We start from the raw sequence: 17,896 nt of genomic DNA on the forward strand, positions 1-17,896 counted from the left end.
TAAATTAATAGACGTGCAGTTTTGTCAATAGGCGTGTAGATTTGGACGATAGATGTGCAGAAAAAATGTCGTGAGCATTGAATGACCACTTGCGTGATTACCGCATTGCTTACATATAAAAAAGACGGCCACCCCGGCTGGGGCGACCGTTAATTCTTATTCGGCCCTATACAACTTCTTATTAACACTACTTTATAAACCGGAGATAGTTTAATATTTCATCGGGATCTAAATCCTTATCATCTTTCTTAATACTTATATCCAAAAGATTTAAATGAAAACTACTGTCAAAAAGAACCTGTCCTACAACTTTGCCATTAAGTATCCTTTGCCCTCTTTGAACAAAGATCTTATTAAGGTTTCCCAAATAAATATAATATTTATCCTCAGTTTCAAGCATCAGGCCATAGACATTCTCTATGCTCGCGATGTTAATCACTTTAACAGGCAAAGGCAAAAAAACAGAGTCAGAAGAGCTTGAGCCTATTCTGATCGATCTTCTTTTATTACCACTCTCAATACGGAAAGAACTGTCACTAATAACCTTTCCATCACGTAAAAAGAATACATCTTGAGAAAAAGCCGGATTGCAGGCAAGTAAGCCTGATACAATAGTCCCAATGCAAACAATTTTATTAATGCCTGATATTATTATCATGCATATATTCATTCTGAACATCGCCGGCTGCAGCATTTGCTTCTTTTTCATGTTCCCTATCATCATAATCTTTACTTTTTGCTTTTTTCTGCTCTTTATATTTCCCATCCTTACCTTTCTCCTTCGGCTTCCAATCCTCTGATTTTTGCAATGTATGCTTTACTTCGTGGCCTACTATTTTATTAATGGCCATTTCCATAGCGGTAGCTCCATCAACATTATAATCTAATGCAATCTGTAACGCCTCAGATTTAAGAGCGTCGTAGCTAATAGAGACAATCGTATTATCCCACTCCGACGTCTTGTCATAATTTCCGGTTTCAGCATTAAATGTAAAATTGTCACTGTTAAGATGATCTGCCTCCTTTACAATACCGGTATTTTTTAATTTATCATATTCGTTCTTTGGGGACGTCAGTCCTTGTGTATTAGTCGCTTTCATTGCTGTACCCACAACATCATTTTTTGACGCCTTGTGCTCAAATATGAAGATGGTACGCGTACTTGTCTCCATGCTATTCCATAACTGTCTTCCTGCCTCTGTTTTACTTAACACAGCCTGGTATCTTTTTACTTGAGGATCATTTGGATTACCTATTACGTTACCATCAATGTCGATATACGTAATGGGATTATTTGCCGTGTATGCATAAGGAGAAATAGAATAATACTTTTCGCTTAATGGATCTATCACATGCCATCTCCCAATCTGCGCATCATACATCCTCGCCCCATAATCATACCATTCCAACCCACTGCCATCACTAAATTCTCTCTCTTGTTTCTCCTTTCCATTATACTCATACTTATTATCCAGTTTACCACTTGCTTTCGAACTTATTCCAGTCATCGTCAATCCAAACGGATAATAATGCGTTTCTTCCAGTAAGGGCCCGCGCGAATGGATCACCTGTAAATTATCAAAGAACACATTGTACTGGCTCTCGTTGCTGCAATATACAAAAACGTACCCGTTCTTGGGAGCGGTCAACGTAGGTATGGTTACATTGTTATGATCTTTAACAACGCCGTTGCTGCCAATCCGGTCAAAACCACCACCAGCAAAGTTAAATTGTTCATCGAAAAATATCCAGTTTATATAAGCCCAGGGGGTGCTTGTACCATCGTTACGAGTTCTAAACGCATCCAATGCATCAACGAGCGGGGTTGTACTGATGCCCACTGTTGTTAAACCCTTTCCAAACATGGCCGGAGTACCTAAAAACGCATCCAGGATACTGTTTACCGGAATGGGATATTTATCACTATAATTACCGCCGTTGTTGAACCAGTACGATTTCCCAAAGATGTTGATCTGGTCACCTGCCATTACTTTCAGTGTCATGCCTAACCCTGCTTTATTGGTAGTGGCATTTAATTGGTATAGCTTGGTGCTATTAGCAGTGGGGTTGCTGTTGGGATTATTATTATACGGTGGATTTCCGTTGTTGTTTTGATAGGTGCTGATGCCGGTAGCCACCGAGCTGCTCACCACATAAGCACTATTGATATTGTAATAGCCCTTTTCAATGTAAGCAGCATCAGTGCTTGTATTCACATCCCCTTCCAGGGTAGCGGCCGGATAAATATCCTGCTTTTGCTCTTCTGTTAACACCATGCGAATATCACCCAGGTGGTCTTTTACAAAATAATCATATTCATAATGCGCCGCCGTTGTTCCTGTAGCGTCGATATACCGAATGCGGCCTTCTTCATGCCTCATAAATTGCAGCTTATCTGTATAATTCAGTGCAGACAGGCTTCCGTTGTCATACGATTTACTTTCATATACCATTCCGCTAACATAGCTGGTAGTGGTGGTAATATCGCTGGTAAAACTGCTGTTATTATAGGTCACTGTGGCGCTCTTTTCAAAAGCTATTTTTTTCAATTTGGCGCCTGTTGCATCATAAATATAAGTGATGGTCCCTTTGTTTCCATTTTCTACGTTTATCTGCCAGGGCAGGTTCAGGTGATTGTACCTGATGGCGCCGCCACTGGTCAAATCGATGCCTGTACTACCGGCCAGTTTTTTATTCTTATCGGAAAGCATGTTCCCATTAACATCATACCCATAATCATTACCACTCGTATTATTGTCGGTAAAGTCGCCCAGGCTGGCGCCGGTTTGCGCCGGGGCATTATCAGTAACTGAACTTAATTTATTGCCGTTATTAAAGTAGGAATACTGAAGATCGTCTATCACCTGGCTGTTGGTGAGCTTAAGCCCCCAATGCTTCATAGCTTTGATATTGCCATTTTCATCATAGGCAGCGTTGACATCTGTGCCATTGCCCATTACCATATCAAAGTTGATGGTGGCATGATCTGTATAGCTACTTCCGGCAAATTGCGTGAAATCAGCGCCCAATAATCTATTTGCCTTATCGTACGTATAGCCATAAGCACGCCGCTCGCCATCACCCTTACTGCGCCATTTAGTGCCGGCCAAATTTCCATTATATTGGCTCTGGTCAAACCCTTTGTCGTAATTCAATTCCATGCCAAACCACCGGTCAGTACCATTGGCATTGCTATAATCCTTGTTTACACCAGTCATCCAACCACGGATATTGTAGCTGTAGTCGAGTGTTTCTATTGGAACCGATGTATAATTGCCGTTAATATCTTTTTTATGCCCTAAATTTTTATTTTTCAATTGGCCCAGCTCATCATATTCATTTTCCGCAATGACCACTTTTTTACCATCGTCATTGAGCATTTTCCATACTTTCTTCAACCGCCCGCCATGATCATATTCCATCCCGGTTTTAACATGTACACTGGCTGGCGTACCAGCGGGATTGGCATGATCCAGGTAGACGCATAACACTTTACCGGTAAAATCATACAGATTGGTTAGTATATCATTTCCTTTGAGGGTTTGGCTATGAGTTTGTATTAAACGCTTCCGGTTATCATAAAAATTTACTGTCGTAAGCCAGTTGCCGGCCGACAGGTTATTCGGATCGGTTATAACCCGCACCTTAGAGCCGGTAACCAAACCTATAGCCTGACTATGCGCCTGCGATGGCATAGCTGCCACATGCCGGTTAAAACCGGCATCAAGCAAGCCATTATATGCAGTAGAGTATGTTGTGTTGGTCCAGCTATAATTATCATAATACATTTTAGTGAGAGCAATGAAGGTAACCCCTGAAGGAAGGGGATTTTTGTTTACTGTAATGCCATCAACTACAGATTCATTGTCGCTGGAGGTTTGCGTTGTTACAGCCTGCTGCAATGCTGAAGCAGAGCCGATGTTCCAGTTCATGATCCCCGTCATCACGGGCCGGTTAAACCCATCGTATAAAGTAGCGGCCCATTGTCCCTTGTCGCGCAAACTGGCATCCTGGATAAACACGGCGCGGTCGCGCACATCATATACCATATATACCCAACCGGAGCCGGGTACTTTTTTGGCGATCATTCGCTTTTTGGCATCATATTCATACCGAAAACAAAGCTCATTAATGATATCTGGCGTCAGTTGCCAGTTGTTGGTCAGCAACTGCGCCACTGCTTTTGGCGGGATCACAAAACGCAACTGGCCCAGATCATCATATACATAGTAAGTGCATAGATAACCAACATACGCCGTTTCGATGGTTGTCGCACTCACAATTTCTGCCGTGAAATTACCATCAGATACAAATTCAAGATCAAGTGTAATGCTGTTATATGCCTGGTGCAAACCGGTTTGAAGGCCGGTTAATGTAAGGTCTGCCAGCAATCCGGAAGAAGGCGTCACTACGGCTGTATTATCACCTGACTCCACTTTTTTTAACACCACCAGCCCATCCTTATCTTTATACTCTATCACCTTGTTGCCTGCTTCATCGGTGGTTCCATTTTTATACAACTCCCCGGCAGCATAGGTAGTCGCTGCAATAAAGGGAATATTCGTTGTTACATCATTATTAATGTAGGTCAGTGAGTTGTTGGTGATATTCCAAATTCTCACCCCATCAGCCGCCGTGTTCACCAGGTAATCCTTGCCTATGCCCCTATTGCTACCGGCCCAATTATTACCCGGCGCCATCGTTTTAACCACCCGTTTTAACGGGGATGCTTCATAATCGATCTTACCATAATACACCTGCTCATCGGGATACTGCACCTGCATGAACGTTTTTTGCGCATTGAACGGATCGATTTTAAACAATCCGTTACTTTCTGTTGATACATACGGCTGGTACTTGAATGATTCTCTTCCATAATCATCATACACCACCGGCGCTACCAGGTCCTTTGCCTGCGGGGAAATTTGCCGGTTCACGGTTTGCAACGGCCGCCCTAACCCATCTATATATTGTGTAGTTTGCTTTACATCCTGATAACCGGCGGTTACCATTGCACCAGGATCGCTGACAGGTCCCATGGCATCCCACAGGCGCACATAGTTCACTTTTACACTACCGCTTATCACTGGCAAAGGTTGCACTGAAGGGGTGGAAACTCCTGCTGCAGCAGGACGGTTTTGTTGTTGCGCCTGAGCAGAACTTACAAATATGTTTAACATTACTGAAAATGCTACGAAATACAGGGCAGTTGTTCTGAACATGGTTGGTTGACTTATTTGTACGGCCGGCACAATTGGGCCGACGATTTTTTGTAACAATGACGTTTTGATCTTTTACATCGGGATTATTTGATTCACAGATCACGCGGGAATAAAAACAATCCTTTCTGCCTATCTGTTACCGGTTTAAAATTTTGTTTTATAAACCGCTCCAGAGAACGAACGTTTTCGATAGAATATATTTTATTGTTTAAGATCATTTTTTCGCCGATATAAGCGATTCCGTATCTCGTTACCAGCTTACTACCGTGATAAATATTCATTACAATTCTTAATTCGTAAGTATGTTTCTTATGGACGCGTCCAACATATTTCCCTTTTAAACTATCTTCTATGATTCCCTTCAACTGGCCTATTAATACACGGTCGCTGATAGGATAAGGATCGGCATTTCTATTAATTGAATAAAAATCAACGTTAGCATGGGTTGTTGCCTGAAGCGGGATATAGTACAGTGCGGCACTATCCTGGGCATACCCAAGGGTATACCACCCTGTAAACAATATGATGAAAAGATATATTTTCATTAATTACCTTTTTGTATTTTAGGAAGGCCCTTTTGACCAGCTGCTTCAAACATTTGTGCTTCCGTAGGTGGCAGACCCACCATTTTTGTTGAAGTAGGCCCGGCCGTATAAATAGCAAAATTGAAATGATTAGTGCTTACAGTTTCGCCATTACTTTTATGCGCTTTTGCAAAATTGGTTTCCGAGCCCTCAATAACTCTTTTTTCTTCTTTATTGCTGTAATTTTTATCCGGAATTTTTCGATTCTTATCATACTCTCCCGGATGCAAAGCTTCTTCTACAAAGTGATCTAATTCATGCAGCAACCCTAACGCCGGAGACTGGGTTCCAATTACCTTCCGTTTGGTAATATCTTTATTTTGTGCTGTAGCATCCGATAATATCGCACTTCCAACTCTTGGATCCCATAAAACTAAGGTTTCTCCATTATCACCGACATCCGGAATTGCCATTCCCTGGTAGTGTGGCTGATATTTAATTAATGCAGTGGCTTTATCTGTAGTAACCGCTTCCTGAAATACTTTGTCGTCCTTAAGGTAGTTAAATGCTTCGTAAACAGCCTTAACAAATTTATTATTTATATCTTTTAATTTTTCGATATCTTTTATCGACGAGATGGTGATTTTCTGTTCCTTATCATTTTCATCCCGGTACGATACTACTACATCTTGGCCATCGGGATCAATAACAGAGATCGGGTTATCAATGCCATAAACATAAGGAGACACCGGTGCATACTTATCGGCCATAGGGTCAATAACATGCCAGGCACCAATTTGCGCATCATACATTCTTGCGCCATAGTCATACCAGTCTAACCCGCTACCATCACTGAACTCTTTTTCCTGTTTTTCCTTGCCATTATACTCATTCTTATTATCCAGTTTACCTATTGCCTGGCTGCTTATGCCTGCAATGGTCAACCCAAAGGGATAATAATGGGTTTCCTCCAGTAACGGTCCGGGATAATGGGTTACTGCGAGATCGTCGAAGTATACATCCCAGTATTCGGTTTCATTGCTTACGTAAATAAATAAATAGCCGTTTTTAGTGATGTTGATCCCAGGGTATGCCAGAGGATTTACCTGTTCAGCTCCACCTACCGGTATGGCATTACTTTGAGGAAAGGTACCTACGTATTTAAATTGTTCATCAACCAGCACCCAGTTCAGGTATGCCTTGGGTTTATTAGGTATGTCCTGATTTTTATTTTGCCGGAAAGTACTTAAAGCTCCCAATAATGGACTGGAAGCGGGATCACTTAATTCAGCCAGGGTTCCTTTTGTTACACCTGAGGCAGATACAATACCACCTGCCAGTGAGGAAAGAATATCGTTCAATACGTTAACGGTCCCTCCCGGATTGGCTTGGTCGTGATAAAAAGATTTAACCCCTACATCCACCACATCACCCGCCATCACTTTTAATACAATGGCCGGCCCTTTCTTCTGACTGCTCCCATTCACTTTTGCTACAACCAGATTAGGATCTGTTGCCGAACCGCCAACCGGATAACCTGCAGTTTGGGCTGAAAACTCACTGGCAGCCAGATTACTGAATAACTGGTTTTCCTGGTTTCGTATCGCATTACCGGCGCCGTTTTCCATGGTAGCCATATATCCAAACTGCTCCTTTTGTTCCGATAGTACCATACGCACATCACCCAGGTGGTCTTTTACAAAATAATCATATTCAAACCGGGCCGCTGCTGTTCCTGTTGCTTCTATATACCTGATGCGACCTTCCTCTTGAATTATAAACTGCAGTTTGTCGGTATAATTTAATGCAACTAAATTACTGTTTGAATATGTTTTGCTTTCATACACCATGCCGGTAACATAGTTGATAGTGGTGGTAATATCACTGGTATAATCGGTATTATTATATTTGACTGTGGCACCTTTATCAAAAGTTATTTTTTGCAACTTTATACCATTGGCGTCATAAATAAACGTAATGGTCCCTTTGTTACCTCCGCCTATTTGTATCTGCCAGGGGAGGTTCAAATGATTATACCTGATCGCCCCGCCAGTTACGTCAACATCAGTGGGGCCCGCCATTTTCTTATTCAGGTCTGCGATCATGTTTCCGTTGGCATCATAGCCATAATCGTTACTATTCTTGTTATTGTCTGTAAAATCGCCTAACCCCCAACTTCCCCCAACTACCCCCGAGGCATCAACCGCATTATCTGATATATATCGTAGTTTATTACCTTTTTTATGATACTCATACTGCAGATCATCAATGAGCGTACTATTACCCAATTTCAAGCCCCATTGTTTCATAGCCTTGATATTGCCATTCTCATCATAGGCCGATGAAACGGTAAGTCCATCTCCCATCACTATATCAAACTTCATAGTTGGATGATCGATGTAAGTTGTTCCATCAAACTGAGAAAAGTCTGCGCCTAATATCCGTTTTAATGGATCATAGGAATAGCCAAAGGCTCTCTGTATACCATCGCCTTTGCTGCGCCATTTGGCGCCGGCAATGTTACCAGTGTATTGATTTATCTGGAATCCTTTGTCATAATTCAATTCCATGCCAAACCAGGGTTCCAGCCCATTCACTATATTGGTCCCATTCGCATACGCTTTATTGATGCCGGTCAGTAGACCACGGATATTGTAAGAATAATTCAATACTTCAATAGGATCATTAGTGGGAGCAGTATAGTTACCGGTTAGTTCTTTTTTGTGGCCCAACTGTTTGTTTTTCATCTGTCCCAGTTCATCATACTCGTTTTTAACAATCAGCGTTTTTTTACTCGCATCATCATTGATCGTTTTCCACACTTCCTGTAACCGGCCGGCATGATCATATGTAAAGTTGCTTTTTACGTGAACACTGGCGGGTGTTCCACCTGGACCAGTATGATCCTGATAGGCACAGATCACTTTGCCGGTAAAATCATACCGGTTGGTGATTATATCAGTTCCTTTGTGGGTTTCCTGGTACACCTGTATCACCCGGTTGCGGTTGTCATAAAAATTGACCGTTGTAAGCCAGTCGCCTGCAGCCAGGTTATCAGGATCCACAATTTTTCTTGCTTGCATTCCAGTGATCAGGGAAATAGTTGTTGTATGCGCCTGCGATGGCATGGCTACTGCATGTAAATTAGAACCGGCATCTAATAAACTATTGTATGCAGTCGTATATGTTTTATTGGTCCAACTATAATAATCATAATGAGTTTTAGTCAGTGCAGTGAAGGTAGCGCCTGATGGAATTGGGTTTTTATTTATGGTTATGCCTTCAATGGTAACTGCGTTGTCACTGGTGGTTTGCGCTGTTACAGCCAGTTGTAATGCAGTCGGGTTACCGCTATAACCGGCCATTATACCGGTTATGACAGGCCGGTTCAATGCATCATATAGGGTTACTTTCCATTGACTTTTTCCGTACAGGTTACCATCCTGCATAAACACTAACCGGTCGCGCACATCATATACCATATATACCCAGCCGGAGCCAGGTACTTTTTTGGCGATCATGCGCTTTTTGGCATCATATTCATACCGAAAACAAAGCTCATTAATGATATCTGGCGTCAGTTGCCAGTTGTTGGTCAGCAACTGCGCCACTGCTTTTGGCGGGATCACAAAACGCAACTGGCCCAGATCATCATATACATAGTAAGTGCATAGATAACCAACATACGCCGTTTCGATGGTTGTCGCACTCACAATTTCTGCCGTGAAATTACCATCAGATACAAATTCAAGATCAAGTGTAATGCTGTTATATGCCTGGTGCAAACCGGTTTGAAGGCCGGTTAATGTAAGGTCTGCCAGCAATCCGGAAGAAGGCGTCACTACGGCTGTATTATCACCTGACTCCACTTTTTTTAACACCACCAGCCCATCCTTATCTTTATATTCTATCACCTTATTACCCGCTTCATTGGTGGTAATAGTTTTAAATAGCTCCCCTGCCCCATAATTAGTAGAAATAAACGGAATGTTCGTAGATATATCATGCTGGCTATAGGTTAACGGATCACTGGCAATATTCCAGATGCGCACGGCATCAGCCGCCGTGTTCACCTGATAATCTATAGCTATACCCCTGTTGCTACCGGCCCAGGCATCACCAGGCGTCATAGTTTTAACCACCCGGTTTAACGGGGATGCTTCATAATCGATCTTACCATAATATACCTGCTCATCGGCATACTGCACTTGCATGAATGCCTTTTGTGCATTAAACGGATCCATTTTGAAAAGGCCGTTATTATCAGTGGATACATACGGCAGGTACTTGAATGATTCTCGTCCAAAATCATCATACACTACAGGCGCCACCATGTCTTTTGCCTGTGGGGTAATTTGCCGGCTTACGGTTTGCAATGGGCGCCCTAGTCCATCAACATATTGCGTGGTTTGCTTTGCATCCTGATAGGTTGCATTCACCAGGCTATTAGGATCTGTAACAGGCCCCTTGGCTTCCCAGGTACGTATATAGTTCACCTTTATTCCTCCCGCATAAACAGGAACCGGGGCTACATTTGGCGTAAAAGCAACAGGCGCAACCGGACGATTTTGTTGTTGAGCAAATGCGCAATGGCTGCCAATAACAAATACAACTCCAATCGCAATATGAAAAGCCGGAATTTTAAACATAACTAGTTATTTAGGAAAAGGTGGTTACTAATAGTCAGATATTTCTATAGTTCCGCTGTAATCGAGGTATACATCAGATGCTGAAAAAGAATGTATTCCAGCCTGGTGTGCGCTTCCGATATAGAACTCATACAATTCACTTCCGCCGGCAGGTGTAACATTTATGGTTATGTTATACGTACCTACAGGGATCTGTCCTAACAGTACGCCTCCGCCGGAAGGCCCCAACGTATATTGATAAACGGTGCCAGTAGACGTATTGGTAAAGGTTGCCGTAAATGTTTTCGAAGTAAAGTTGCTGTTTTTAACATCAACTATTGTAGGAATAGGATTGCAGGCACCATACTGATTAGCACCGGCCTGACCATTGGCATCTACTTCGTTTTGCGCTAGTTGATCTACATATGCCTGACTAATAAGAGAGCTGTATTTTTCGGCGGGCACAGAATATACATATCCACCGCCCGTATAACCTGCTCCACAGTTTTGTCGTACAAAGTAACCAGATTTGGCTACATTATAATATACTGTGGGCGTACATGTACCAACTGCATTTGCATGCGACTGACCGTTGGCGTTCACTTCATCCATCGCTTTTTGGTCTGCGTCTGCCTGGCTAATAGTTGAAGTATACTTTCCCGGCGCTACTCCATAGGATACAACACTCCCTGAATAACCGGTACTGCAACCTTGTTTAGTAAATCTGCCTACAGTAGCCGCATTTATGTAAATAGGGGCGCCTGTACAATTCTCTGGTTGACCTGCATAATTATAGCATATTTTTTTTATTGCATTTCCATCCTGGTCACGAACTAAAACCAACCGGCCAAACGCATCATATTCATAATATGTAGTATGGTTTCCGGCATCCGTTTGGCTGGTTATACCAATTAATGGCTTGTAAGTAAAAGTTTTAACAAGGGCTATCGGGAAATTCACCCGTATTTTGTTCAGCTCAGTCCTTAAGGCCTGATCATCGGAAGGGTTCTGAAGAATACTTTGGTTCAATACACCTATTACGTCATTATATGATGCACCTGTTACCTCCGCTACGGGGTACGTATTATTATACCCCCATACATACACTATTTTCACATCATTCTCTTTTGATACAGATGTTATATTCCCTTCATTATCGTAAGAGTGGAACCGAAGCCTGATTTCCCCGGCATTATTGAATGTTTTGGTTTCAACAGTTTGTGGTTCAATTAGTGAAGTTCCCCAGAAATTATAATTGGTTTTTGTAGATTCGAGAAAGCTATTGTTCTTATATTTCTGCTGTTCAATTACCGGCGAAATAATGTGTTTGCCAATCATTGCATCATATACTGCAATGCCGGCAAAATCATGCGGGTATTTCATTTGGGTCTTTCGTTCATCTCCATGACTATTATTATAATAAACATCAGTCGGAAATCCGTGATCGGGTGATGAATAAGTGAAATTCTTAGTAGTTACAATTACGTTACCATCTTTATCTTTTTCCACGTTATACTCACGGACCAATTTCATGGCGCCGACCTCTATGGAGTCATCGAAATAATAGAAATAGGAACTCATAGGAGCGCCCAGGGCATACCCGTCACCACCACATGCAGTGGAGGGTCGCTGATTCTTTTCCTGCACCAGCGTTCCCGTTACGATTCTCTTGGCACGGTAATCATCGTATACATTGGAGGTAGATTTTACCAGTTCATATTTTCCGTTCACCAACTTATAATGAAATACGCCACCTAAAAGCCCTCTTCGCCATGACCTGTCCAGAAAATGTTGATTCTGATATCTTTCAGAGATTACCGGATAAACGATATCCCGCTGTGCTTCATAAGTATAAGTTGTTTTAAGGCTTCCCGCAATGCCATCGGTATACTCATCTACGATCTGGTAAAGCACCGGGCTGCCATTATGGTTTTGCAAAGACACTATGGGATTGCTTACATAAATTGTAGAATTAGACATATATGAGATACAGTTCGAAGTATTTACCCAGGTAATATTCTGCAGATAGCTGTACTTTCCATAAGCATCCATATCAATATACAACATATCATTCGTGTATTCATATCGCTTGATCACCGGTGTTGAAGCGTCATCAGCCTTTGATATAATGCGATAAATCCTAAGCCCGCCTGATATTTCGGGGGCGCCGAATTGCTCACCTGTAACATTGCTTTTATACTCAAAAGAAGTATAACCACCCGTGGGATAGGTAATTTTATTCAATATACATGCTTTCGCGAAGGTCTCATTGGGTGTTCTGTTAGCGGCAATATCAGGAGAACGCAGGTAGGGAATAAGATGGTGATTTTGCAGTTGACCGTTATAATATCCCCAAAAATCAACGGCATAAGACGGGTGCTGGAAAGCATCTGTACCACCAAAATATGGCGGCAATATCTTATCCTCGTTATAAGAAAAAGTATTATAACCTGATAAGACCCCGTTGGCATCATATACGTTCAATGCGTCTAATTTCAGCCTGTAATTGTATTTATTATTCGCATAGCCCGAATAAAAGTAAGATTGCACAAACTGGTATTTTTTTAAAGGGGCAACTTCTGTACCTTTATAAATGCTGATAGCGGCCAACCTGGTATCACGTACATCCAACCTGTCTTCCGCATAATCAAAACTAATGTACCCTTCTTTGAATTTTATCTTTTTAAGATATACAGGATAATTAATGCTGGAAGAGGCGCTAATCATCGAACCCGACGATCCGCCATTTGCGGAATTGATATCATACTGCCATGAATGGCTAATCTGTTTATCGTTATAATAATTTATTGAAGTTTCGTATTCGAAAGTAATAATATCCGTACCATCTGCAGATACAATTTTCGAAAGCCACCAGGTTGATGGATATGATTCTGCATCAAATATCGTAGCTTCTCTACGATCAAATATATACCTGGTGCCATCGGATCCCACTACCTCATACCAATATCCGGGGGGAAGGTTACCAGGATTGTCGTGCCGGATAATTTCATCATCGGAAGCAGAAAGCGCTGTTAAATTCAGCAAATGATCATATACAAACTGGCCGGAGAGGTTGTTACCAGCCGAATAAAAATAATTATCCGATTCGTTATCCTTTGCACCTCTTGACGACCTAAGCAAATCATAAAACATGATTGAGCTCGGGGTAGTGTTATCGATTTGAGTTTTAGTAGGGTGTAAATGCCGCAAAATACCTTCTGAATTTTCATCAGGCCGTCCTTTCACCGTACGGGTTAGGCCCCCGCCGGCATTTAAGCGCCAACCCAGCCCAACCACACTGGCAACATCGTTAACGCGTATACCCGAAGCATGATAGGAAATGGAAATGGGCAAACTTAGTTTACCGCTTTTGATCTCATATATTGGCAGATCAATTTTCGGAACCCCCGTGCTGTAATCAACAGGATACTCCCCATACTTCGCAAACGCCTGCGCCTCGGGTGAAGGCGGAATAACGGTTGGGTGTGCTATGGCATCTGCCGCCGCTTGAGAAATGGCTTTGGTACCGGCGCCAAATAATAAACATGATAATAAAACCAGTCTTGCCTTTTTCATTTTACCAGGTATAAATAAGAAATTAATTACGCATTTATTAAAAACCATGCTATATAAAAACTATTAATTTTTCATTTGTTGTTTGCCAGTGTAGCATCAATACCCAGCTCATTTGGCATGTACTATTCAATAGCCAGCACATTGTCTTTACCTATTCTAAAAATTATAGCCTACCCTGAACTTCAAAGGCTGTGTGCGCGGCACCTGATCGTAGCTCAAAAAATCCCACAGCAACTGCAACTTTGTCTTCTTGAAGAATTTGCTCTTTATAGAAATGATCTTGCTGATGCCAACCAGGCCACTCTTCTGCCAGTTGGAGATCTCATCCCAATGCACTCCGGCAGAGGGAGTGGATAAACTATCGGCTTTTAATGGCTGGTAATTATATTCAAATCCACCACTGGCAAAGAAGCTGCCTTTTAACTTTATATCCAGGAATGAACGCAGTCCCATACCCTGGTGCGTGATGGCAATATGTTTAATATCCTGCCCCCATCCCATTTTGTAACTGGCGCCGATGCCTACAGTGCTTTTATCGTTTAACTTATACCCTAGCGATAAACCCATGTCGGTAGTGGTGGGAAAAAAATTATTCTTTGCTGTTTGAAAGTTGGTGCCATATTCAAGGCGTTGCCAGAAAGATTTTGTCTTTTGTCTGTTGGGCTTGAAGTCGGGCATTTCCATATCACCACTGCCACTGCCGCCCAGCTTGTTTATTTTATCTTTTAACTGATTTAACTGCGTTTGTGCCGCCTGCAGATTTTGTTGCAGATATTGCTGCGCATTCGGACCGGCGCCGGCCAATTGGGTTTGAATTTGCTGATTTACCTGCGCCCTGGTTTGCAGTCCGGCCAGGCTTTGCGGCGTACCATAATTGTCAGGCAGCCTGAACAAACTGGCCAACTCACTATGCTGTTTCATGAACTGGGTAAACGCCGGCAGCTTATTGAGCAACGACAATCCTTTCTGGACCATCTTATCGGGGTCGTTCAGCATTTCTTTATACTCTTTGAGCTGTGCGCTGTAGTAATAGGCCTGTTTATTGAAATCGGCCACCTCATTAGCTATCCCTTTGGGCAGGTTGGTATATTTGCTCAATGATTCTTTAAGTTGCTGCTTACGCTGCTGAATAAAGGCTTTTACCTGCTCCGTTTGCTGCAGCTTCGACTGCAACTGGGTTACCTGGGTAAGCGACCCTTTTACTTTTTCCTGTACGTCTTTCGATTTAGATAGTAATCCGCTGTTTTGCTCAAGGAACGACAGGCTGGTTTTTACTGAATCTAGCATGGGTAAGTAGGCGCCACTGCCACCCGGCAATTTATTTCCCACAGACTTTATTTTACCGGTCAATTGCGCATATTGCTTTTCAGAGTTGGCAAACAATTGCTGCGCACCGGTGGAATCTATTTTGGCTAATTTTCGTTGTATTCTTTTCTCGCGATTGAACAGCCGCTGGAGGTACTTTTCCGTTTGTTTGGTCAACCGGTCATCCAGGTTGGCATATTTATTTTGGACCCTGGAAAAATAAGAGGAAGGTAAATCAATGAGACTATCAACAGTGGGTTTTGAATTCTGGGCAACGGTTATTAGGTTGCACAGCACGCACATACAAATAAGCTGGAGACATTGAAGCACTCTCATAAATGCAGGCCTTGGTTGTTTTGGTTGTGGCGACACGAATGTATGTCAGATTATAAAATACCACCAACCAATTTAATAAACGTGCTGTTTTGCCAATAAGCGTGTAGATTTGGGCGATAAGTGTGTAGAAAAAATGTAGCTGGAAGCCAATAAGCATAGTTTGAAAGACGAAAAGCCTGACCATACTTAATTCTGCTGGTTGGATTATTAATCGAAATTTATTTTCTGTAGCGGTAGAATAATTTCTCCGTTACAATTATTTATTGAACCTTAAACCAACAGAAAAAACAGAAATATTACTTGCTTTAGATTCAGGATAAATACTTTTGTTTAATGATCTCCATATGATGCACCTCATGACCAATAGTGGCTTTCAAAAATTCTTCCACGGTCAACTCATATTTCCAGGCAGTTCCCGTAAGCGCCAATTGTTCTTTGGATAATGACTTGATGAAACTGAGAGAGGCGTTCCTGACGTTTTCAAAATCGGTTATTAGCTGGCTAACCGGTTGTTCATCAAAACGGCTATTGTCAACGAAGGTGTTTTGGTCATAACCAGGTAAAGCGGTTTTATCTTTCCGGCTAAAGCGAAGCGCCCGGTAGGTCATAATGCGTTCGTGATCGGTCATATGCCCTATTATTTGTTTAATACTCCATTTGCCCGGCGCATAGCGGTATGCCGCTTTCTCTTCTGTAAGGGATTTGAGCAGGTTGAGATTTTCTTTTGAAACAAATAATTGGTTATAATCTTTATCACCTAACAATTCAATGTAGTAAGGAAATCCGTCGTTGATGGAGTATTTCATGCCAGTTCTTTATGGCAATATACTGTTTTTGTCACCAATATATATACCCAATTACAGAAAAAAGAACACCTGTATGGCAAGCTGTTTAACAACCCTTCGCAAGCGCTTTGAAGCGATGTGAAGTTGATTTTTTACCGTTTGCCTGGAGAGTGACAGATCACCGGCTATCTGGGCGATGGTTTGATCGTGATAATAATTCCTGATAAAGATCCTTTTCATTTTATCTGGCATGCCGGTAATTTCTTTTTCAATTGCCTGGTGCATATTTTCCTGTTCCTGTTCCTGCTGCATCAGCACGTTGTTGGGATCGGCAATAGTCTGTTGCGTTAAAAATACTTCCAGGTTTTTGTAATGTTTCTCCCGCAGACCTTTTGAACGGAAATAATTAAATATTTTATTATATAAGCAGGCAACAAGATAAGACCTGGCACCAGTAGCATCCGGCAGCGCAGGCATGGCACGCCAGATATCGGCGAACAGGTCATGCACAATATCATAGGCATCCTCGGCCGAACCTGTTTTTTTACAGGCCAGCTTGAATAATAACTCCCAATGCTGATGATATAATTCATTAAATACCTGTTCATCAGGATTGGAGGAACCGGTTTCTGGTGTAGATGGTCGATCCTTCCACATAACTATAACAGTGAGGTGCAAATTATAGTAACGTGATAAAATTGTACTGTTAATTAAATATGAACACATATACATAAACGCATATTCAGGCAAAAAACTTAACATTGGAAAATGACATTTCTTAGTAATTTTATTATGGAGTAATAAGCTTGAAGAGGTTAAGGCCAGCTCCCGACACTCCTTTTAACCTCCCATTTGCATCCGGTTAGTAATTTTTTAAATACCATTCCATCTCACATTGGAATGTACCGGTCATCTATTGTATTCCGTCCTGATGAACAACCTGAAACCGTAATAATTATTTAAGGAAGAATGATTGTAGCTATATAACCCGTTGTACAACGGGGATAATAACCTTATTCCTCAACATTAAGAACCTGCAATGCTATGAAAAAGAGTAACGCGGCTATTATGATCATTTGCATCCTGATCATTATCCTGTTCGTGTACGCAGCTACTACAAAATTGCTCGACTATTACAATTTTCATTTCGGACTTACAGAATCTCCTTTTATTGCACCCATTGCCGGTATACTGGCCTGGGCAGTACCGGCCAGTGAATTGCTCATCACCGGAATGTTGTTGATACCGGCATTACGACTAATGGGGTTGTATGCTTCCTTTGTATTAATGGCTTCATTCACCGTATACATAGCGGCCATGCTGCTCTCGGGCAGCGACATTCCCTGCTCCTGTGGCGGCATTCTGGAGAACATGTCGTGGAATGCGCATATAGTATTCAATAGCGCATTTGTCGTGCTATCAGGGTACGGCATTTACCTGCAACGAAAAAAGCGACGAACGTCGGCGAATTTACCTGCACTGGCATAAATCACCTTCTATCACTGTTAATTACAATTATC

The 17,896-nt window shown here is 42.0% G+C and carries 9 protein-coding genes; 1 reads left to right on the plus strand and 8 read right to left on the minus strand.

What is annotated here, in order from left to right; genetic code table 11:
* Positions 1 to 187 precede the first annotated feature (187 nt).
* From FAM09_RS11970 to FAM09_RS12005, 8 genes are all read right to left on the minus strand, one after another.
* Positions 188 to 658, minus strand: a complete 471-nt coding sequence (locus FAM09_RS11970; protein WP_166437112.1) for a hypothetical protein — start codon at positions 656 to 658, stop codon at positions 188 to 190.
* Positions 636 to 5,222 (minus strand): DUF6443 domain-containing protein, encoded by a 4,587-nt coding sequence (locus FAM09_RS11975; protein ID WP_208025549.1) that lies wholly within the window; start codon positions 5,220 to 5,222, stop codon positions 636 to 638. The genes FAM09_RS11970 and FAM09_RS11975 overlap by 23 nt, the downstream gene beginning before the upstream one ends.
* A 92-nt stretch (positions 5,223 to 5,314) precedes the next feature.
* Positions 5,315 to 5,767: a hypothetical protein gene (locus FAM09_RS11980; RefSeq protein ID WP_136577357.1), complete on the minus strand. Its 453-nt coding sequence runs from the start codon at positions 5,765 to 5,767 to the stop codon at positions 5,315 to 5,317.
* Positions 5,767 to 10,395 carry a DUF6443 domain-containing protein gene (locus tag FAM09_RS11985; RefSeq protein ID WP_208025550.1) on the minus strand — a complete coding sequence of 1,543 codons (4,629 nt, stop codon included), beginning with the start codon at positions 10,393 to 10,395 and terminating at the stop codon, positions 5,767 to 5,769. The genes FAM09_RS11980 and FAM09_RS11985 overlap by 1 nt, the downstream gene beginning before the upstream one ends.
* Before the next feature lie 27 nt (positions 10,396 to 10,422).
* Complete coding sequence (locus FAM09_RS11990; protein ID WP_166437113.1) at positions 10,423 to 13,950, minus strand: DUF5977 domain-containing protein; 3,528 nt, start codon at positions 13,948 to 13,950, stop codon at positions 10,423 to 10,425.
* A 156-nt stretch (positions 13,951 to 14,106) separates the two neighbouring features.
* Positions 14,107 to 15,591, minus strand: a complete 1,485-nt coding sequence (locus FAM09_RS11995; protein WP_136577359.1) for a hypothetical protein — start codon at positions 15,589 to 15,591, stop codon at positions 14,107 to 14,109.
* Between the two features lie 311 nt (positions 15,592 to 15,902).
* A complete protein-coding gene (locus tag FAM09_RS12000; protein WP_136577360.1) occupies positions 15,903 to 16,397 on the minus strand; it encodes a DinB family protein in 495 nt (164 codons plus the stop codon).
* Between the two features lie 51 nt (positions 16,398 to 16,448).
* Positions 16,449 to 17,033 carry an RNA polymerase sigma factor gene (locus FAM09_RS12005; RefSeq protein ID WP_166437114.1) on the minus strand — a complete coding sequence of 195 codons (585 nt, stop codon included), beginning with the start codon at positions 17,031 to 17,033 and terminating at the stop codon, positions 16,449 to 16,451.
* 387 nt (positions 17,034 to 17,420) lie between these two features.
* Here FAM09_RS12005 and FAM09_RS12010 point away from each other — a divergent pair, with 387 nt between their 5' ends.
* On the plus strand, positions 17,421 to 17,864 hold the full coding sequence (locus tag FAM09_RS12010; protein WP_136577362.1) for a MauE/DoxX family redox-associated membrane protein: 444 nt from the start codon (positions 17,421 to 17,423) through the stop codon (positions 17,862 to 17,864).
* Positions 17,865 to 17,896 lie beyond the last annotated feature (32 nt).

Source organism: Niastella caeni (genome assembly GCF_004834005.1).
In the GTDB taxonomy this organism is placed as follows: domain Bacteria; phylum Bacteroidota; class Bacteroidia; order Chitinophagales; family Chitinophagaceae; genus Niastella; species Niastella caeni.